This window comes from Nocardioides sp. S5 (genome assembly GCF_017310035.1).
Classification (GTDB): domain Bacteria; phylum Actinomycetota; class Actinomycetes; order Propionibacteriales; family Nocardioidaceae; genus Nocardioides.
The window spans coordinates 424,693-444,642 of the sequence record NZ_CP022296.1 but is presented as its reverse complement, the minus strand read 5'-3'; the positions used below and the strand labels follow the sequence as shown (position 1 = coordinate 444,642).

Genomic DNA, 19,950 nt, shown 5'->3' with positions numbered 1-19,950 from the left:
CGATGAGCCCATGACCCGCCCCACCGCGGCCTTCTTCGACCTCGACAAGACGATCATCGCCAAGTCGAGCACGTTGGCCTTCAGCCGCGAGTTCCAGGCGGGCGGCCTCATCTCCCGGCGCGCGATGCTGCGCTCGGCCTACGCCCAGTTCGTCTTCTTCACCGGCGGCGCCGACCACGACCAGATGGACAAGATGCGGCTGTTCATGTCGCAGCTGTGCGCCGGCTGGGACGTGGCCACGGTCCGCGAGATCGTCCACGACACGCTCAACAACATCGTCGAGCCCCTCGTCTACGCCGAAGCCGTGCGGCTGATGGAGGAGCACCGCGCGGAGGGTCGCGACATCGTCATCGTCTCCGCCTCGGGTGCCGAGGTGGTCGAGCCGATCGGCCAGATGCTCGGCGCCGACCGCGTGATCGCCACCCGGATGGAGATCGTCGAGGGGAAGTACACCGGCAACATCGACTACTACGCCTACGCCGAGGAGAAGGCGCGCGCGATCGAGCACCTCTCCGCCACCGTCGGCTACGACCTCGACGAGTGCTACGCCTACAGCGACTCGGTGACCGACGTGCACATGCTCGAGGTGGTGGGGCACCCGTTCGTGGTCAACCCGGACCGGGAGCTGCGGCGGACGGCCGTCGCCCGCGAGTGGCCGGTGCTGAGCTTCGTGCGCCCGGTCGCGCTGCGCTCGCGGGTGCCGCTCCCGCCGGCGCGCCCCACCCTCGCGGCCCTCGCGGTGGGCGGCGCGATGGCCGCGGGTGGCGTGATGTGGGCCAATCGCCGCCGCCGGCCCACCTGATCCGCACCCGGTCGCCACCTGATCTCCGCGCACCCACCGCCGGAGGCATAAGTCAACCCTTGAAGGTGCCGCCCGGCAGGACTACAACTGAGTCAGAACTCAAGAGCAGCACGTGATCCAGGTACCCACGCGGCGATCCACCCATCCGATGGGGTGCTAGCCATTCGGGATCTGCCCGAGGGCGGCGACTTAGAGAATGCACGCTTGGTAGCCACGGCATCACGTGTCAGCGGCGGCACCCGATCCTCGTGAACGGGTGCCGCTCGCATGCCCGGACCGGTGAGGGCTCAGCCCCGCAGCGGCGACGCCTCGGCGCCCGCGGAGAACGCCTCCGCCCCGTAGAGCGCCCACGCGTGCACGCCGCGCGGCCCGCCGTCGCTGTAGGCGCGCAGGTTCGACTCGTACGCCGCGCGCTGGGCCAGGTGCCCGGCCTCGGGCACGACCAGCGACTTGGCGTCGACGCCGCGCGAGACCAGCACCAGGCGCTCGAGGGCGCGGGCGACGATCCCGTTGTGGGAGGCGAAGGGCGCGGCGGTGGCGACGTCGGCGTGCGCGATCGCGGCCACCAGGAGCGCGGGGGCGTCGGTGTCCGACAGGAGCAGCTCCGCGACCCCGCGCAGCCGGTCGGCCGAGGCCGCGTCGCGCGGGCGGCCGAGCTCGTCGGCGGACAGCGACGAGGACGCCACGACGGTGTGCAGGCGCGCGATCGCCTGCAGCGGCGCGGTCTTGAGCAGCGGCGCCAGCCCCAGCATGGAGGTGGAGAGGCGTACGGCGTCGGCGGCGATCTCGTCGGTCTCCCCCGCGCGGACCTCCTCCAGGCTCGAGGACGAGCCCTCGAGCACGGCGCTCGCGTGGGCGCCGCGCAGCAGCGACTCGGCGGTCAGCTCCGGCGACGTGCGCCGCAGGCCGCGGTCGCGCAGCATCACGTCGATCCCGTCGCGGGTGCCGGCGTAGGCGGAGCGGACCCCTTCGAGGTCGGTGAGCCAGGCGAGCGGGTCGGTCATGGGAAGGAACGGTAGTCGTGACAACCTCCGGCACCGCGCGCGCGTCCTATCCGCGTCCGGCCGTCACTGACGCACGAGCTGATCTCCAGGGGAGTCCGATGATCCGCACCACCACCCTGACCACCACCGCGCTGGTGGGGCTCGCGCTCCTCGTGCCGACCGGCGCGCAGGCCGCCGACGAGACGTGCCGGGGCCTGCCCGCCACCGTCGTGGGGGCGCCCGACCAGCGCCTCGTCGGCACCGAGGGGCCCGACGTCGTCGTCACCAACGGTGCGCAGTCCCTCGTCGCTCTCGGCGGCAACGACACGATCTGCGTGACCGGTACGCCGGTGACCACGGGCCAGGGGATCATCAGCATCGACGCGGGGGCGGGCGACGACCACGTCGAGGCGTCGGTCCAGGGCCGCGGCTCCTCCACGACGTTGGGTGCCGGCGCGGACACGTTCATCTCCGGCAACGGCGCCGAGCACTCGGTGTACGCCGGCACCTCGCGCCTCGCCTCGTCGACCGACACCGAGGCCGACAACGTCCGGATCACCCTCGGCGACGCGTCGGTGACCAGCGGCCAGGTCGGTGCGGTGAACCTCGACACCGTGGCGATCGACGACGGGACCGTCGTGTGGAACGGCCGGTCGGGCGGCCAGGGACCGGTGACGGCAGGGGGCCGTGGCAACCTGGTCCTCGGCGGGATCACCGGTTCCACCGTGATCGACGCCCGCAGCGGATCCGCCACCTCGGAGTCGTCCTCGCTGGACTTCTCCGGCTTCACCGGGTTCACCTTCAGCGGCGGCAGCGCCGACGGCACGCTGACCTTCCGCGGCACCGGTGCCGACGAGCGGCTCGAGGTCTTCGCCCCGGACGCCTTCGAGCGGGACGTGGTGATGCGCGGCGGGGACGACTTCTACGGCACGAACGGCACCGGGACCCGCTCGTCGAGGGCGCGCGGCGGGTCCGGCCGCGACGAGGTGCTCCTCGCCCTGCCGACGTACGACGTCACTGCCGACCTCGACGGCGGCCGCGCCGTCGCGCGCCAGGGCCGCGCCAAGAAGATCGTGAGGACGACGGGCTTCGAGGACCTCTCCCTGACCGCCCGACGCGGCGTGGTCGACGGCACGCCCGCCAGCGAGCAGATCATCGTCGCGGCGTGCCGGGTCAACGTCAGCGGCGACCGCGGCAAGGACTTCGTCGCGGCCACCGACGAGCTCGATGACGTGTGGCCGGTGCGCGACTGCTCGCGCTACTCGGCCTACCTCAGTGGTGGTCGCGGCAAGGACATGCTGTTCGGCGGACCGGGCGACGACCGGCTGATCGGCGGTGCGGGCCGCGACACCCTCGACGGCGGCTCGGGTCGCGACGTGTGCCAGGGCGAGAAGCGTCGCGGCTGCGAGCGCAAGATCTGACGACCGATACGGTGAGGGGGATGAGCGACGAAGTCCCTGAGTCCCCCGCCACCGTCGACCGCGCGCGGTCCTTCGGCCCCGTCGCCGAGGCCTACGACCGGGGTCGTCCGGGCTACCCCGCCGAGGCGGCCGCGTGGCTCGCCGGCGGGGAGGCCAAGGTCGTGCTCGAGCTCGCCGCGGGCACCGGCAAGCTGACCCGCCAGCTCGTCGACCAGGGCCACGCCGTCTTCGCCACCGAGCCCGACGAGGCGATGCTGGAGGTGCTGCGCGAGCGGGTTCCGGAGGTGAGCGCCAAGGTCGCGACCGCCGAGGAGATCCCGGCCAACGACCGCTCCGTCGACGTGGTGGTGGTCGCGCAGGCGTTCCACTGGTTCGACCACGAGGTGGCGCTGCCCGAGATCGCCCGGGTGCTCAAGCCGGGCGGCCACGTCGCACTGGTGTGGAACAGCCGCGACGAGCGGATCCCGTGGGTGCGGCGGATGGGGGCCATCCTCGGGCGCCAGGACCTCGACACGTCGTCGGCCGAGCACCTCGTGCACAGCGACCTCTTCGGCTTCATGGAGGAGACGACCTTCAAGCACTGGCAGGAGATCGACCGGGAGTCGATCCTCGACATGGCCCGCTCGCGCTCGAGCTTCGCGGTGATGGACGAGGCGGAGCGCGAGCGCCACCTCGCCGAGGTGCTGGCCTTCTACGACGACTTCGGCCGCGGCATGGACGGCATGCGGGTCCCCTACGTCACCCGCTGCTACCGCGCGGTGGTCGTGGACCGCGACGAGCCGCCGAGCCACACCGACGGCGACGGGCCAGACGACGAGCGGCCCGACGGTCCCGTCGTCAGCGACGGGACCGACACCGACATGCTGCTCATCGACTTCCGCTGAGTCCGCAACCTTCCGGGCCGCACGCGCATCACACGACCGGAAGCACGACGACGAACTCGGGGGATCCCATGCGACGTACGACGCCACTGACCACCGCCGCGCTGCTGGGCCTGGCCCTGCTCACGCCGGCGACCGCGGCCGTCGCCGCGGGCGAGACCTGCCGCGGCGAGGCCGCCACGATCGTCGGGACCGGACCCACCGTGACGGGCACCGAGGGACGCGACGTGATCGTGACCGCAGCAGCCGGCGTGGTCGACGCGCTCGGCGGTGACGACCTGATCTGCGTGACCGGCCCGGGCGGCAGCTCCAACCTGCTGTCGGTGGTCGCCGGTGCGGGCGACGACGTGGTCGACACGACCGCGGCCCCGGCCAACTTCTACGTCACCACCGTCCTCGGTGCCGGCGCCGACACGTTCGCCGGCGGCCCGGCCTCCGACACGGTGTACACCGGCGAGAGGGCGAGCACCGGCGGTGGCGGCTACACCTTCGGCGCCGACACCGAGAAGGACACGGTCGACACCGGCGAGGGCAACGACACCGCCTGGACCGGCGCCGCCGGCACCCCGAACCGCGACGTGGTCCGCCTCGGCGTCGGCACCGACCTGCTCTACCTCGGCGCCGCCAACGCCACGTCCGAGGCGGTCCTCGACGGCGGCGAGGGCCTGGACGGCCTCCGCCTCACCGGAGGATCGGGCGACCTCACCCTCGACATGGCACGCGGCACCTTCACCTCGCCGCAGGGCACGGCCGCCTTCACGGCCTTCGAGTCCACCAGCCTCGAGGTCGGGACCGGCACGGTCACCTACCGCGGCACCGAGGGTGACGACGACGTGACCCTGCGGCCCACCGACGGCGTGCCCGCGCTGGACGTCACCACGGGCGGCGGTGACGACGACGTCACCCTCGAGCCCGCCACGGCCATCGGGACCGGCAGCCGCATCGACACCGGCGCGGGCGCCGACAACCTCGTCGCCGCGACCGAGACCGGGCGCCTCGCGCTCGACCTGGCGACGCAGCGCTTGGGCGTCGGTGGTGTCGACGCGGTCGCCGTCGGCCTGGAGGACGCCTTCCTGATGGCGCCCGAGGTCGTGATGAACGGCGACGACGGCGACAACGAGCTCAGGTGGAACGGCTGCGACGCGACGCTGCGCGGCGGCCTGGGCGACGACTCCCTGCGGTGGCAGTTCGACTACGTCTTCGAGACCTACACGTTCGACTGCGACGGCGAGGTCTCGATGAACGGCGGGGACGGGCGGGACAGCCTGCGCGGCTCCGGCGCCGACGACCAGCTCATCGGCGGTCGCGGGCACGACACCATCGAGGGACGCGGCGGCGACGACCGGATCCGCGGCAGCCGCGGCAACGACGAGGTCGACGGCGGCAACGGCCGCGACAAGGTGAGCGGCGGCGCCGGCAACGACGTGCTCAAGGGCCGCTCGGCCGACGACGTGCTGATCGGCGGGCCCGGGCGCGACCGGGTCGACGGCAGCAACGGGCGCGACCGCTGCGTCGCCGAGCGGAAGACGCGGTGCGAGCGATGAGGCGTACGACCTCCCTGACGGCCGCAGCACTCGTCTGCCTCACCGTCCCGGGCCTGGCGCTGCTCGGCCCGACCGCGGCCAGCGGTGCCGCCGAGACCTGCCAGGGCCGGACCGCGACGATCGTCGGGTCCGGGCACAGCGTCCAGGGCACCGAGGGCCCGGACGTGATCCTCACCAACGGCGCCCGGTCGGTCTACGCCCAGGGCGGCAACGACCTCATCTGCATCTCCGGCCCCTACACCGGGAAGTACTACCCCGTCTTCGTGCGCTCCGGCAACGGCAACGACGTCGTCGACGGGACGGGCTCACCGCGTCAGGAGGTCTACGCCTTCCTCGCCGCTGGTGTGGACACCTTCCTCGGCGGCGACGCCAGCGACTCCGTCGAGCTCGACTACCCCGACGCCGCGAGCGGCGTCGACACCGTCGACGGCGGGGGCGGCTCCGACTCGATCCGGATCCAGACCGGCCCCGGCGACGCGGTCGTCGACAACGAGGTCGGGCGCTTCACCTCCGCCGGCGAGGTGCGCACCACGTGGGCGGACGTCGAGGGGTTCGGGATCCAGCAGTCCGCGGGGTCGCAGCGCCTGACCTTCGTCGGCACGGACGCCGACGAGTCCGTGGGCTGGTCGTCGTCGGACGCCGCCACCGTCGACGTCACCCTGGGCCGCGGTGACGACCACTGGTCCAGCTCGACTCCGCCGACCCCGTCGAGCCGCCTCTTCGGCGGCCCGGGTCGCGACAGCATCTACCTGGCCTCCGAGGAGGCCGGCATCGACCTCGACCTGCCTGTCGGCACGATGGGCGTCGATGCTGCTGCGCCCTACGTCGTGACGGCCGCGGACTTCGAGGACGCCGACCTCTTCGCCCCCAGCGTCACCGTGCGCGGCACGGACGGCCCCAACGACATCGGCCTCACCGCCTGCACCGGGGTGGTGCGCCTCGGTGGCGGCGACGACTCGGTGCGCCGGCAGTACGACTCGAGCTTCGAGACCGACATCCGCTGCGCGGAGACCCTCACCGCCAACGGCGGCTCCGGTGACGACAAGCTCTCCGGCACCCGGGGTGACGACAGGCTCACGGGTGGCTCCGGCAAGGACGTCCTGAAGGGCGGGTTCGGCGAGGACCGGCTCGTCGGTGGCCGCGGGCACGACCGGCTGGTCGGACAGGCCGACGCCGACGTGCTCCTCGGCGGCAGAGGGCGCGACACCGCCGACGGCGGCACCGGGCGCGACCGCTGCAAGGCCGAGCGCAAGCAGTGCTGCGAGGGCTGACCACCACCTGGAGAGGATCGCACTCATGCGTACGACCACCTTGGCCTCCGCCGGACTGCTCGGTCTGGCCCTGCTCACGCCCGCGTACTCCGCGACCGCAGCACCCCACACCTGCCGCGGTGCGGCAGCCACGATCGTCGGTCAGCCGGGCACCCGCGTCGTCGGCACCGAGGGGCCTGACGTCATCGTCACCAACGGGGGCCTGTCGGTCGACGCCCTCGGTGGTGACGACCTGGTGTGCGTCACCTTCGACACTGGGCTCCCCTTCGTGGCCGTCGACGTGCGGGCGGGCGCCGGCGACGACGTGGTCGACGGCACCGGCTCGAGCAGCCGGGTCGCCGCCGAGCTGGGCGAGGGTGCCGACCGCTTCGAGGCAGGTGCGGCCGGCAGCTCGGTCTTCGGGGCCCATCGGAACGACTCACCCGCGGACACCGAGAAGGACGTCATCATCGGTGGCGCGGGGTCGGACTCGGTCACCAGCGGGGTGACCGGTGAGCCCAACCCCGACGTCATCGGCCTCGGCGCCGGCGACGACGGCCTCACCTACGCAGGGACCACGGCGCCCGGGGGATCGATCGACGGCGGAGCCGGCCAGGACCTGTTCACCCCCTTGACGGGGCGACTCGGCGCCAAGGTGATCGACAACGCGGCCGGGACCCTCACCGTCGACCAGCAGGTCGTGGCGACCTGGGCCGGTCTCGAGAACTTCCAGACCGGGACCATCAACGGTGCCCCCCTCCGGTTCGTCGGCACCGCGGCCGACGAGGAGGTCGTCGCCGCGGTCTCCGGACCGATCCACGCGACCTTCGGCGCCGGCGACGACAGCCTCGTGATCGACGAGGCACCACGTGCCGGCAGCTCCATCGCCGGTGGGGACGGCCGCGACGACGTCTACGTCAGCACCGACTCGGGCCTCCTGGACCTCGACCTCCGGCACGGCCGGCGCGGCCGGCTGACGACCGACGCCGACGACCCGTACACGGTCATGGTCGCCGGCTTCGAGGACGCGACGCTGCACGCGCGCCGGGTCGTCGTCGCAGGTACTGACGGAGGCAACGAGCTCCAGTTCTCCGCCTGCGACGCCACGCTCCGCGGCCGCAAGGGCGCCGACACGGTGATGCGGAACTACGACACCTGGTTCGAGAGGGTCTTCTGTCCTCGGTTCATGAAGGCGCGCATCAACGGCGGACGAGGCCACGACGACCTGCAGGGAACGCGGGGTCGCGACGTCATCCGCGGCGGCCCGGGCAACGACGTGCTCGACGGGCTCGAGGGCGCCGACCGGCTCTACGGGGGCGACGGACGTGACGAGATGAGGGGCAGGGACGGCACGGACCAGCTCTTCGGCGGGCAGGGACGGGACTCCGCCTTCGGCGGTCCCGGTCGGGACACGTGCCGCGCCGAGGTCCGTAGGTCCTGCGAGCGCTGAGGCCCCTCCTGGGGGCTAGTCTCCCGACGTGGCGAGGTGGAGGTGGCGGCGTACGTCGCTGGGCGGCGAGGCCGACCGCGCAGCCTTCCGCGCCCTCCACAACGCCTCCCTCGCCAGTCCCGCGCTGCGGGAGGGCCTGACCACCGCCAGCGCGGAGAAGTCGGTCGGCCACCTGCGGGCGCTGCTCGGCACCCCGGCGGCCGGGCTCGGCGACACCAGCGGGCTGCTGGCGTGGGACGGCCTCGGCGGCCACCACCGCAGCCAGCTGGCCGCCACGATCAGCCAGGTCGCGGAGACCGGGCGCACGATGATCGTCGACGAGCGCACGCTCGTGTGCGACGACGGCGGCTGCCAGGTGCGGCAGGCGATCGTGAGCCCACTGGTCGTCGAGGACACCCTCGTCGGCGCGCTCGTGGTCGGCGCCCCGCACACCACCGGCGGCCTCGTGCGCGCGGCCGACGAGGTGGCGTCGTGGGTGAGCGGCCAGCTCGAGCTGGCCGAGCTCGACCTCTCGCGCAACCGGCTGATGGAGGCCGAGGTGCGCGCGCTGCGGGCGCAGATCAGCCCGCACTTCATCTACAACTCGCTCGGCGCGATCGCCAGCTTCGTGCGTACGGACCCCGACCGCGCGCGCGAGCTGCTGCTGGAGTTCGCCGACTTCACCCGCTACTCCTTCCGCCGCCACGGGGAGTACACGACGCTCGCCGAGGAGCTGCGCTCCGTCGAGCGCTACCTCCTCCTCGAGCAGGCCCGCTTCGGCGAGCGGCTCCAGGTGCGGCTCAAGATCGCGCCGGAGGTGCTGCCGGTGGCGGTGCCCTTCCTGTGCATCCAGCCGCTGGTGGAGAACGCCGTACGCCACGGGCTGGAGGCCAGCGCCGACAAGGAGGACGGCGTCGGCCGGCTCTCCATCACCGCGCGCGACCTCGACCAGGAGTGCGTCATCGAGGTGGAGGACGACGGCACCGGCGAGGACCCCGAACGGGTACGGCAGGCGTTGGCCGGTGACGCCTCGATGGACTCGGTCGGGCTGGGCAATGTGGATGCGAGGCTGCGCAACGCCTACGGCGACGACTACGGTCTGGTCGTCGAGACCGCACCCGGCGCCGGCACGAAGGTCATCGTGCGGGTGCCCAAGTTCGCCCCGGGAGTCCAGGTATGACAGGTCTGAAGGTCCTCGTCATAGACGACGAGCGCCCTGCCCTCGACGAGCTGACCTTCCTGCTCGGCCGCGACCCGCGCATCGGCGAGGTCCGCGGCACCGACTCCGCCACCGAGGCGCTGCGGGTGCTGCAGGCCGAGGAGGTCGACGCGGTCTTCCTCGACATCCAGATGCCAGGCCTGACCGGGCTCGACCTGGCCCAGGTGCTGTCGCGCTTCAGGTCGCCGCCGCCGGTGGTCTTCGTGACCGCCCACGAGGAGCACGCGGTCGCGGCCTTCGAGCTGCGCGCGGTCGACTACGTCCTCAAGCCGGTGCGCGAGGAGCGCCTCGCCGAGGCCGTACGCCGCGTGGTGGAGGCCGGCGCACCGGTGCCGTCCGGCGACGTGCAGATCCCCGTCGAGCGCGGGGGCGTCACCCGCTTCATCAACCGTTCCGAGATCACCCACGTCGAGGCGCAGGGCGACTACGCCCGGCTGCACACCGCCGAGGGCTCGCACCTGGTGCGCACCCCGCTGTCGTCGCTCGCCGAGCAGTGGGCACCCGCCGGGTTCGTGCGGATCCACCGCTCGGTGCTGGTCGCGCTCCCCCATGTCGAGGAGGTGCGCAGCGAGGGCGGGCGCGTCAGCGTGGTGATCGGCGGGATCGAGCTGCCGGTGAGCCGTCGCCACACCCGCGAGCTGCGATCCGTCCTGACGAAGCGGGAGCCGCTCGCGTGAGCGAGCAGCCGCCGCCTCGGGTCCGGGTCACCGGCCCGCCGCGGCGGCGCGCGTCCGGCGTACGGTCTGCCGGGACGCGCGAGATCGACGCCGAGACCGCGCTGGGCGAGGTCTTCATGCGCTCGCTGCTGCGCGAGCAGCTCTTCCTGGCGCTGCGGGTGCTGGCGGCGCTGGCGCTCAGCGTCGGGCTGCTGCCGCTGGCCTTTCACCTCTTCCCGTCCCTCGGCGACGTGCGAGTGGGGCCGTTGCCGCTGGCGTGGCTGCTCCTCGGGGCGCTGACCTATCCGTGGCTGGTGCTGCTGGGCTGGCTCTACATCCGCCGGTCCGAGGCCAACGAGCGCGACTTCGCCGAGCTGGTCGGGACGGTCCTCCCGGAGGAGCCGCGGTGAGTGCCTCGTGAACGCCGACGTGGTCCCCGGCGTCGTCGCGGTCATCCTGGTCACGGTCGCGACGCTCGCCATCGGCACGTGGGGTCTGCGGATCTCGCGCACCACGAGCGACTTCCTCGTCGCCTCGCGCACGGTGCGGCCGCGGCTCAACGCGAGCGCGATCGGTGGGGAGTACCTCTCCGCGGCGTCCTTCCTCGGCGTCGCCGGCCTGCTGCTGACCTTCGGCGCGGAGATGCTCTGGTATCCGGTCGGCTGGACCGCGGGATACCTCGTCCTGCTGGTGCTCGTCGCCGCCCCGCTGCGGCGCTCGGGGGCGTACACCCTGCCGGACTTCGCCGAGGCTCGACTGGGGTCGCGGGGGGTGCGCAAGCTCTGCTCGGTGCTGGTCGTCGGCATCGGCTGGCTCTACCTCCTGCCGCAGTTCCAGGGCGCCGGCGTGACGCTGCGCTCGACGATCGGGGCGCCGCCGTGGGCGGGGTCGCTGGTCGTCGCGCTGGTGGTGCTGGCGTCGGTGAGCCCGGGCGGGATGCGCTCGATCACCTTCGTGCAGGCCTTCCAGTTCTGGCTCAAGCTGACCGCGCTGCTCGTCCCGATCTTCGTGCTGCTGGCGGTCTGGGCGGCCGACGGGGCCCCCGACCCAACCACCACCGCGGCCTCGTCGTGGTCGACCCCGCTGGCCTCGGGCGGCGGCGTCGGGCTCTACACGACGTACTCCCTCATCGTCGCGACCTTCCTCGGCACGATGGGCCTGCCGCACGTGGTCGTGCGGTTCTACACCAACCCCGACGGCCGGGCGGCTCGTCGTACGACGCTCGCGGTGCTGGTGCTGCTGGGCGTCTTCTACGTCCTGCCCCCGCTGTACGCCGCCCTAGGCCGGATCTACGCCCCCGACCTGATCGACGGACGGTCCGACGTGCTCGTGCTCGAGCTGCCGTCGCTGATGGTGGGCGGACTGCTGGGCGCCGTGCTGACCGGGCTGGTCACCGCGGGAGCCTTCGCGGCCTTCCTGTCGACCAGCTCGGGCCTGACGATCGCGGTCGCGGGCGTGCTGTCGCAGGACGTGACCGGGCGGCGGTGGGGGTCCTACCGCCTCGGCGGCGTCGCGTCCTTCCGCGTCGCCGCAGCCATCGCGGTGGTCGTGCCGCTGCTTCTCTCCTTGCCTGCGCAGGATGTCGCGGTCGCCCGGACCGTGGGCCTGGCCTTCGCCGTGACCGCGTCGACCTTCGCGCCGCTCCTGATGCTGGGGATCTGGTGGCGCGGCCTGACGCCGGCCGGTGCAGTCGCTGGACTCCTGGTCGGTGGGCTGGGATCCGGGGCCGCCGTGGCTTGGACGCTGGCGACCTCGACCTCCACCGGCTGGACCGCCGCCCTGCTCGGGCAGCCGGCCGCCTGGTCGGTGCCGGCGTCCCTCGCCACGATGGTCGTGGTGTCTCGGCTGACCCGGGCGTCGGTGCCCGCGCACGCCGGACGTTTCATGGTGCGCCTGCACACGCCCGAGGCAGTCGACCTCCAGCGCTGAGGGCCCCTCGCTGGTCGAGTAGCCGAGCGAGGAACGAGCGAGGCGTATCGAGACCTACTCCTCCGCCCGCAGCTCGAACCCGTTCCCGTCCGGATCGACCATCTCGACGTAGTCATCAAATCGCTGGGTCACCGAAGCCCCCAGGCCCACCAGCCGCTCCACCTCAGCCTCGAGCACCTCCGCGACGAGCACGAAGTACATCCGGTTCGGCCCGTGCCGCTCGTTGAGCGGCTCGCCGCCCCACGCGATCTTGAACCCACCCTCCGGCGGCGAGATCGCGGTCTCGCCGTCCTCGTCCCAGACCAGCGGCCAGTCGAGTGCCGCCGCCCAGAAGAGCCCGACCTCCCGCGTCCCGTCCGCCGCGATCTCGCCCAGGAAGCTCGTGCCGGCCAGCCAGTTGTTCCCTGCCTCGATCACGCAGAACTCGTTGCCGTCGGGATCGGCCAGGACGACGTGGTCCTCCTCCGGCAGCTGGCCGACGTCGAGGTGGGTGCCGCCGAGGTCAAGCACCCGCGCGACGGTCGCCTCCTGCGAGATGGCGTTGCTGGTCAGGTGGAGGTGCATCTGGTTGAGGCCAGTCCTCGGCCGATCAGTCGCGGCGAACGTGAGCCGCAGGGGCACTCCCTCCCCTGGTACGACGTCCAAACCCTCGCGCTCCCACCCGAGCAGGCTCGCCCAGAAGACCGCCAGTTCCTCAGGGGCAGTCGCAAGGACGGTGAGGGCGCACAACCTGGAGGCCATGGACGCCACGGTAGGCATCTCGACGTCCGCGCTGCCACTGCATTGCAGGCCCCTCATGGAGACAGTCAGTTGCCGGCAGTGTGTCTCTAGAGGTGCTGCGAACCGCCGCGAATGACGCCGGTTCGCTGATCTTGAGCCGGCCAGCATCGGCCCGGCTGAGCGAGTGGACACATTGGTGAGGCCGAACCTGCAGGATGCAAGCTTGAGCAAAGATTCCGTCGCGCCGAGCACGCGCCCGGTTATAGTCTCCTAACGATTGGCGTCTTACCGAAAGCCTCCCCGTGCAGAATGAATCGCTGATCACTGTCGGCGCGCGACTTGAGTTCGAGCTCCGCGGACGCGGCAGCCACCGCGTGCTCGCTACGGTGATCGGTGTCCTGCCAGAGTCGCTCCAGCTCGTCACCCCGGACGGTCGGCGACTTACGGTCCCGAGAGAAGCTGTCTCTGCCGCTCGGAGACAACCATCGAAGTCAGCGGATCCCCCTGCCACTGACCCGACGAAGTCGCTGGAACCGGAAGACCAGGAGCCCCATCCGACCCAAGCCTCGCTCGCCCGCGAATTCATCGAGGCGGATCTTCTGGAAGCGCCTCCTGTCGAAGCAGCTCACCTGGAGCCACTACGGCGGGCGATCCTGCACATGCAGCCGGCCATTACCGGGAAGTTCAACCGACACCTGGCCGGTGTCGCGCTCGGAGCGTTGGATGCCTTCGCAGCCCAGTTAGGCAGCGATGACCCCTCCGTCGTCGAAAACTCGCACCAGCGGGTCATTGAGCAGCTTGCGCTGGTTCCCCGTGCGAGGCGAACTCAACCTCTCAGCGCGGCACTTCGTGAGTGCATCGACACCATCGGCGCCTGGGAGAAGGCCTCTTGGATAAGCAGGGTTGAGAACCTGTTAGCTCCGCCCCAAGTCACTACGATCGACCTAGTGAACGTCACCCGCGACGTAAACGGGGAGTTCGAACTGCCGGTCCGGATTCTCCTGCAGGCCGACGGCGCTCCTGTCCGTGACGTGCGCCTCGTGCTCGACAAGTACCGAGGCATGAAGTTGATCGGAGCGCAGCCTTATTTGGGCGAGCTTCGCCCCGGGAAGTCAGCAACGCTCAGAGCACGCTTCCGCGACACCCGAAAGCAAGGAGCGCGTGCAGAGATACGGCTCGAGACTCACTTGACGTACGTCGATGCAATCGGGACCAAACGTCAGTCGGCAAGGCAAAATATCAATGTCAAGATCTTGGGTAAGGAGAACCACGAGGACATACCCAACCCGTTCGAGCCGTACGCTGGCGGCCTCCCGATCGCTGCTGAGTCAGACATGTTCTTTGGCCGCGAACAACTTGTTGCCGATTTCGCGAAAGAGTTGTCGAAGACGCCCGGCGGACGCTGCTTTGCGCTATACGGACAGCAACGAACCGGTAAGTCGAGCGTCCTCAGCCAGGTGCATAAGCGGCTACTCGATCAGGGGGCAATAGTCGCCAGACTGTCGTTTGGGACCATTGACCGACGCAGCATTACTGTCGACTTCTTCGAAGAAGTGCTCGACCAGTTCCGCGACCAAACCTACGAACGCCTGCCTGAGGAGCTGTCACAACTGTTCCTCAGCAGTTGGCCGGACTCCGCAGCAATAGAGCGGCGGCCGCTTCGCAGTTTCCAGCGGGGGCGGGATGCCGCGCGTAGCGTACTCCGCAGCGCGGGACATACCGGTGTCCCATTCGTTATTGTTGTCGACGAGTTCACCTATTTGCAGGAGGTGCTTCGCGGAGGGACGAACCCGAGCGAACACCAAGAACTTCGCGATTTCATGCGGCAGCTTAAAGGCCTTCTTGAGGCCAGGATGTTCTCAGCGCTTCTGCTTGGCCAGGACACCATGCCGCGCTTCCTCGACGCGTACCCAAATGAGTTCAGCGTCATGACGACCCGCAAGCTCGACTATCTCACCCCCGACGAAACTCAAGCCTTGGCTGACGTTCCGATCCGCACGGCGTCCGGCAGCACCCGTTACACCGGATATGCGCTTAGCACTATCGCAGGGTATACCGACGGACATCCGTTTTTTACACAGATTCTCTGCGACCGGATTGTGCGAAACGTCAACTCTCGACGACGTTCCCAAATTACCCAAGGCGACGTAGAGGAGGCGATCGAGAATCTGGTCGCTGGCCACGACCGGATCGAGCAGCACAAGTTCGACTGCCTTGTGACGGCCGACAATACGAAGTCGTTCCTCGCGAACTTCGATGAGGAGAATGAGAAAGAAGACGGGCATCCAAGCGACGAGGACATCGCGCGGCACGATGATTCACGCGTCGCCGTGGAAGTGTTGACCCGAATCGCTCTGCTAGGCGGGCCGCAGAATAATCCGGTCCCCATTGAAAGTTTGCAACTTGAAGGGGAACACATCCTAGCCTTAACGGATTTACTGGTACGCGGTGTCCTCCATGAGTCGGAACGTGGCGTAAGTATCCGCGTCGTGCTGTATGCCGAATATTTACGCCGGAGGTACGGATGACAGTGAGGGGCGACTTCCCCGGGCGCTTGGCGAGACTTTTGCGCGCGCCAGCCAATGTGGCCTTGCACGGCAGTCCCGGGTCAGGCAAATCGTGGATCGCCGATCGCAGCATCGAGCAACTAGAGCATGTCGGCACCCGGTCAGTCCGCTTCGACCTCTCAACGTCCATGACCGGCGCCGAGGTGTTCGCGGAGCTCGCGACTGAAGTCAGCGGTCAAGGTGTCGCTGGCGGCTCGAGCAATTCGACGCGCGAGAGTTGGAAGCGTCTGCGTGCTGTTTTGGCCGCCGAGAAGCGCCTGACAGTTCTCGCGCTCGACCAGTTCGATCGCGTTATCCACTTCCCGGATAGCCAGCAGTTCCTGCTGCTGTTACGGGAGCTCCTTCACCGTCCGGAAGCACTGCATTGCACCGCATTGATCACCTCCCGTCGCTCGCTTGCGTTCATTGAGACGCATGTCAGCGGTATTTCGACTCTCGCCAGCGTCTGCTACACGGAGTACCTCGGAGGCGTCAATGCCGCCGACATCGGAGCTTTCGGCGAGACCGAGCTCGAACACGACGACATCCGGTCTTGCCTTTCCTGGTCCGGCGGTCACGCCGGACTCACAAAGTACTGGCTCGCAACTCGGCCCGACTCGAACCCGAGCGGAGCCTCCGAGCTCGAGCGCGCCCGCGCCTTCGTCCGAGTTGTCGACCACCTTGCCGAACTCAAGCTCTTGTCCCCGGCGGCGCAACTGGTGCTCGGACCTGTCGTGAGCGACTTGTTCCTCGAACGTCAGGAACTCGAAGAGCTTGGGGTCTTGCCCCGGAGCCCTGAGGCGGAGTCAGACGACCCGAGTCTTGCCGATCAGCCGGTCTTCCGCGACGCCCTGGCACACCGAACCTGGAACCTTGACCCCTGGGGCATCTTCGGTGTCGCTGAGGTGCGCGTTCGGAGCGTCATAGAACTCGTCCTGGCGGACCACTACGGCGACGACTGGCCAGACGAAGTCGCCAACAAGAACGCCGCCGTTAAGAAAGCCCGGAACGAAGCGCTTGCGAAGATGGAGCGCGATAGTCGCATGTTCGGGCGACAGGCACCTTGGTTGTCCTACACCTATCCTCTGGACCTCTGGGCGATAATCAATGCCGAGTGGGCGGTCTTCGCCGCCGTGTTTGCCGCCCGCGATAAGGCGTATTGGCGAGGAACCTTCACCGCAGTGAGCGAGTATCGAGCGCCGTTGGCACACGGCCGTCCAGAGGTCCTGGGCCAAGATCGTCGCGCCCACCTGAGTGTACTGGCGCGGGAAATCCTCGACGAACTTGACCGCTTCGATGCCCGTCGGAACAATTCAGTGCTGCAGGCAACGCTCGGCGACGACTAAGTCCGCCTCACAAGTCAGGTGTGTAGTCCACCTGTCCCATTCCGGCTCCCTTCTGTTGTCAACCGGTTCGGCGTAGCGTCTTCTTCGCGGGTCCGGGAAGTGGCTGATCCGAAGTGTCGATGTGCGGGTGCAGGTCGACCGCGCTGGATTGAAGAGTCGCCCCGCAGCGCCCTCCCGGACCCGTGCCAACGTCCTCGCCGGCGGCGCGTTGTGCGTCCTCGAGCAGTTGTCGGTAGATCGCATCCGAGATCCTGCGCTTGAGGCATCGGATCGCTTCGAGGGGCTTCTTGCCCTCGGCTCGCTTGCGTCGGTAGTAGGCGCGGCCGTTGGTGGCGAGGCGGATCTGGCTCATCGCGGCGATGTGGATCATGTGGTTCATCCGACGGTTCCCGGCACGTGAGAGCCGGTGCCGGTTCTGCTCACCCGAAGACGCATCGAGGGGTGCTGTGCCGGTCCAGGACGCGAACCGGTTCCGGTCAGCGAAGCGGGTGACGTCACCGACGTCGGCCAGGACCCGGGCGGCGACGACAGGTCCGACGTCGTGGATGTCCATCAGGTGTGAGCCGCGGGCCAGGACGATGGCCTTGAGCTCGGCGGTGGACTTCTTGATCTTGGCCTCGACCGCAACCAGTTCTGCGAGCTCCTCGGCAGCTATGCGCCGCCGGGTCTTCCCGGCGATGTCACGCGGTCGGACCGAGGCGAGCATGGCCTTTGCCTGACCGGTGGTGATGTCACGTTTCGCCTGTCCTGGCAGGAGTTCTGCGAGCAATGCCTGGAGCCGGCCAACGGTCTGGACCCGCCGGCGGGTGAGTGCTTCGCGGCGGTCGGTGAGCATCCGCAGTGCCTCGAGCTCGCCGTCGAGCTGCAGTACCCGCAGGTTCTTGGTGCGCACCGCGACGGCCGCGACCGCGTGCGCGTCGTGGGCGTCGGTCTTGCGGTTATGGCCGGTGTCGAAGAGACGCACCCGAGCAGACAGCTTGGCCGGCACGTCGACCACGCGTTCGCCATCTTCGAGGAGCCGCTGTGCCAGCGGGCGGCCAGCGCCGTTGGCCCCCTCGACCGCCCAGACCCGGTCCGGCCAGGTCTTCGTGTACCCGCGCATCGCGGCGTAGCCGGCCCGATCCGTGGTGAACCTGCCCGAGCCCAACATCTGTTCGTGCTGGTCGACGACCTCGATCGTGGCCGACAGCTTGTGGGGGTCGACCCCGATGATCACGTGCTCCGTCTGGTTGTCCATGTGCTGCTCCCGCCTGTGCTCGTTCCCGTTATGGACGGCGAGGTGGGCATTGCTACTACGAGCAGGGCAGTCCCTTCTTGAGCCACGCCTCGTCACGGTGACCGGCGGGCCGCAGACCGAAAGTGAGCCACACCAGAACAGCCGGTGGGCAGCCGCATGGAGAGCTGCCCGCCGATCACCTGAACCGAGTCTGGCCAGACGCCGGTCCTAACGGAATCGTCTAGTAGCCGCGTCGGTACGTCCAGATCCGCTCCGGCTCAGTGCGCCGACGGCCTGTCCGGCCTCGATCCGCTCGACCCTGCGCGCGTTCGACCGCGTGATGACGCGTGACGAGGGGACGTCCGTTGACGACGTGCCGACCGCTCCGCCGAGGACCGGACAGCGCTGAACGCGTCGCCGGTGCCGACCGCCAGCCCGACCGATGCGCGCGACTACGCGCAGTCGCGACAAACGGGCGGGGTGTCTGCTGTCCGCGCGCTGCGGTGGTGCACGAGGAAGCACACCGAGCAGGTGAACTCGTCGTCCTGCTTCGGCACCACCTCGATGCTGAGCTCCTCGTTCGACAGGTCGGCTCCGGGCAGTTCGAAGGACTCTGCCGCGTCGGTTTCGTCCTCGTCGATCTTGCTGGAGCTCGCGTCCTTGTCGGTTGCAGCGAGGCGAAGGGCTTCGAGGCTCTCCTCCTTCTGCTCCTCCTCGCTCTTGCGAGAGGCGTCGTAGTCAGTTGCCATGGCGGGAGGTACGTCCTATTCGTTCGGGGCGAGCGCAGTCTGCCGTACCCAGTCCGTCCTTTGACCACGCATTCAGATGAACATTCGGCTCCCAAGAACACCTCACCTCCGTTGACCGACGGCGGTCGAGTGGCGCCTGACCGCCTGGACGTCATCGGTCGTTTCGCGAACAAGACGCAGTCGTCAATGCGACCCTGACAATGGCGCACTCGATCTCGACATGCGCTTGACGAAGCACCTTGGGGGAACGAGCTCATGCCTACAGACACGCCAGCGCCGGGATGGTTTCCTGACCAGTTGAACCGCGAGCAGCTGCGGTGGTGGGACGGTCGGGCTTGGACTGACCAGACTCGGCCGTTGAACGGCCCGGAGACTCCTCGCGCCGACGTGGTGGCGCCAGGCCCCGGGTTCCCGCCGGCGCATCACCAGGCTGCGTCGTCGACAGCGAAGAAGCCTTGGTACTTCCGGTGGTGGGCCATCACGGCTGCGGTGCTGATCGCCCTTTCGGTGGTGGGCAATCTGCTGCCGGACGAGGAGGCCCCCGTCGCAGCAGCTACAGAGCCGTCGCCCACCACGGCAGCATCATCACCATCGCCGACTGAGACTGAGCCCGCGGTTGAGCCTGAACCCGTCGACACCGACGGCGACGGCGTTTTGGACGACGAGGACTTTGCGCCCGAGGACCCGAAGGTCCAGACCGAGGATGATGTCGACACCGACAAGGACGGCGTCGCGGACTACAAGGACGACTTCCCGAAGAACGCCAAGTACAGCAAGGACGCAGACGGCGATGGCGTCGCTGACCAGGTCGACGACTTCCCCCAGGACGAGCGATACAGCAAGGACTCTGACGGCGACAAGGTGGCGGACTCGGAAGACGACTTCCCTGCCGACCCCAGCCGGTCGAAGATCACCAACGCGATGTACAACGCGATCGACAGTGCGTCGTCCTACCTCGACTACACCGCGTTCTCCCGGACCGGTCTGATCGGCCAGCTGGAGTTCGAGAACTACGCGACCGCGGACGCGACCTTCGCGGTCGACTACTTGAAGGTCAACTGGAACGAGCAAGCATTCGAGTCCGCGAAGAGCTACCTCGACTACACCAGCTTCTCCCTCCAGGGCCTGATCGACCAGCTGGTGTTCGAGGGGTTCACCTACGAGCAGGCGTCGTACGGCGCCAACAAGGCGTACTGACCAGGACGGCTCCATCGAGAACTCGTCTGACACCTTCCAGGACGTACTCGCAGGGAACTGCG

17 protein-coding genes are annotated in these 19,950 nt (G+C 69.3%); 13 read left to right on the top strand and 4 right to left on the bottom strand.

Annotated features, from left to right (window positions below; all coding sequences use genetic code 11):
- Positions 1–10 precede the first annotated feature (10 nt).
- Positions 11–802, top strand: coding sequence for an HAD-IB family hydrolase (locus tag CFI00_RS02205; RefSeq protein WP_207083673.1), 792 nt, complete (start codon positions 11–13; stop codon positions 800–802).
- A gap of 287 nt (positions 803–1,089) precedes the next feature.
- Here the strand turns inward: CFI00_RS02205 and CFI00_RS02200 are convergent, their stop codons facing one another.
- Entirely contained in the window at positions 1,090–1,806 is a 717-nt protein-coding gene (locus CFI00_RS02200) for an oxidoreductase (protein ID WP_207083672.1), read from the bottom strand.
- 98 nt (positions 1,807–1,904) lie between these two features.
- Here CFI00_RS02200 and CFI00_RS23810 point away from each other — a divergent pair, with 98 nt between their 5' ends.
- The 9 genes from CFI00_RS23810 (at position 1,905) to CFI00_RS02155 (ending at position 12,114) form a co-directional block, all read left to right on the top strand.
- Positions 1,905–3,206, top strand: coding sequence for a hypothetical protein (locus CFI00_RS23810; RefSeq protein ID WP_207083671.1), 1,302 nt, complete (start codon positions 1,905–1,907; stop codon positions 3,204–3,206).
- Between the two features lie 20 nt (positions 3,207–3,226).
- Positions 3,227–4,090 carry a class I SAM-dependent methyltransferase gene (locus tag CFI00_RS02190; protein ID WP_207083670.1) on the top strand — a complete coding sequence of 288 codons (864 nt, stop codon included), beginning with the start codon at positions 3,227–3,229 and terminating at the stop codon, positions 4,088–4,090.
- A 68-nt stretch (positions 4,091–4,158) separates the two neighbouring features.
- Positions 4,159–5,631, top strand: coding sequence for a calcium-binding protein (locus tag CFI00_RS02185; RefSeq protein WP_207083669.1), 1,473 nt, complete (start codon positions 4,159–4,161; stop codon positions 5,629–5,631).
- A complete protein-coding gene (locus tag CFI00_RS23805; RefSeq protein WP_207083668.1) occupies positions 5,628–6,902 on the top strand; it encodes a calcium-binding protein in 1,275 nt (424 codons plus the stop codon). Before CFI00_RS02185 ends, CFI00_RS23805 begins: the two co-directional genes overlap by 4 nt.
- 25 nt (positions 6,903–6,927) lie before the next feature.
- The gene (locus tag CFI00_RS02175) at positions 6,928–8,331 is read left to right on the top strand and encodes a calcium-binding protein (RefSeq protein WP_207083667.1); all 1,404 of its coding nucleotides are present in this window, start codon (positions 6,928–6,930) and stop codon (positions 8,329–8,331) included.
- Positions 8,332–8,359: 28 nt separating this feature from the next.
- Positions 8,360–9,490 (top strand): histidine kinase, encoded by a 1,131-nt coding sequence (locus tag CFI00_RS02170; protein ID WP_207083666.1) that lies wholly within the window; start codon positions 8,360–8,362, stop codon positions 9,488–9,490.
- Complete coding sequence (locus tag CFI00_RS02165) at positions 9,487–10,206, top strand: LytTR family DNA-binding domain-containing protein (protein ID WP_207083665.1); 720 nt, start codon at positions 9,487–9,489, stop codon at positions 10,204–10,206. The genes CFI00_RS02170 and CFI00_RS02165 overlap by 4 nt, the downstream gene beginning before the upstream one ends.
- Positions 10,203–10,595 (top strand): hypothetical protein, encoded by a 393-nt coding sequence (locus tag CFI00_RS02160; RefSeq protein ID WP_207083664.1) that lies wholly within the window; start codon positions 10,203–10,205, stop codon positions 10,593–10,595. The genes CFI00_RS02165 and CFI00_RS02160 overlap by 4 nt, the downstream gene beginning before the upstream one ends.
- Before the next feature lie 7 nt (positions 10,596–10,602).
- Positions 10,603–12,114: a cation acetate symporter gene (locus CFI00_RS02155; protein WP_207083663.1), complete on the top strand. Its 1,512-nt coding sequence runs from the start codon at positions 10,603–10,605 to the stop codon at positions 12,112–12,114.
- A gap of 54 nt (positions 12,115–12,168) precedes the next feature.
- On the opposite strand, the gene CFI00_RS02150 is transcribed toward CFI00_RS02155, so the two are convergent.
- Positions 12,169–12,855 carry a VOC family protein gene (locus CFI00_RS02150; RefSeq protein ID WP_207083662.1) on the bottom strand — a complete coding sequence of 229 codons (687 nt, stop codon included), beginning with the start codon at positions 12,853–12,855 and terminating at the stop codon, positions 12,169–12,171.
- Positions 12,856–13,136: 281 nt separating this feature from the next.
- Between CFI00_RS02150 and CFI00_RS02145 the strand changes: the two genes are divergently transcribed.
- A complete protein-coding gene (locus CFI00_RS02145) occupies positions 13,137–15,362 on the top strand; it encodes an ATP-binding protein (RefSeq protein WP_207083661.1) in 2,226 nt (741 codons plus the stop codon).
- Positions 15,363–15,364: 2 nt separating this feature from the next.
- A complete protein-coding gene (locus tag CFI00_RS02140; RefSeq protein ID WP_207083660.1) occupies positions 15,365–16,726 on the top strand; it encodes an ATP-binding protein in 1,362 nt (453 codons plus the stop codon).
- 58 nt (positions 16,727–16,784) lie between these two features.
- On the opposite strand, the gene CFI00_RS02135 is transcribed toward CFI00_RS02140, so the two are convergent.
- Complete coding sequence (locus CFI00_RS02135; RefSeq protein WP_207083659.1) at positions 16,785–17,963, bottom strand: IS110 family transposase; 1,179 nt, start codon at positions 17,961–17,963, stop codon at positions 16,785–16,787.
- Between the two features lie 431 nt (positions 17,964–18,394).
- The gene (locus tag CFI00_RS02130; protein WP_207083658.1) at positions 18,395–18,691 is read right to left on the bottom strand and encodes a DUF4193 domain-containing protein; all 297 of its coding nucleotides are present in this window, start codon (positions 18,689–18,691) and stop codon (positions 18,395–18,397) included.
- 357 nt (positions 18,692–19,048) lie between these two features.
- Here CFI00_RS02130 and CFI00_RS02125 point away from each other — a divergent pair, with 357 nt between their 5' ends.
- Complete coding sequence (locus tag CFI00_RS02125; protein ID WP_242532641.1) at positions 19,049–19,888, top strand: Ltp family lipoprotein; 840 nt, start codon at positions 19,049–19,051, stop codon at positions 19,886–19,888.
- The last annotated feature ends 62 nt before the right edge of the window (positions 19,889–19,950 follow it).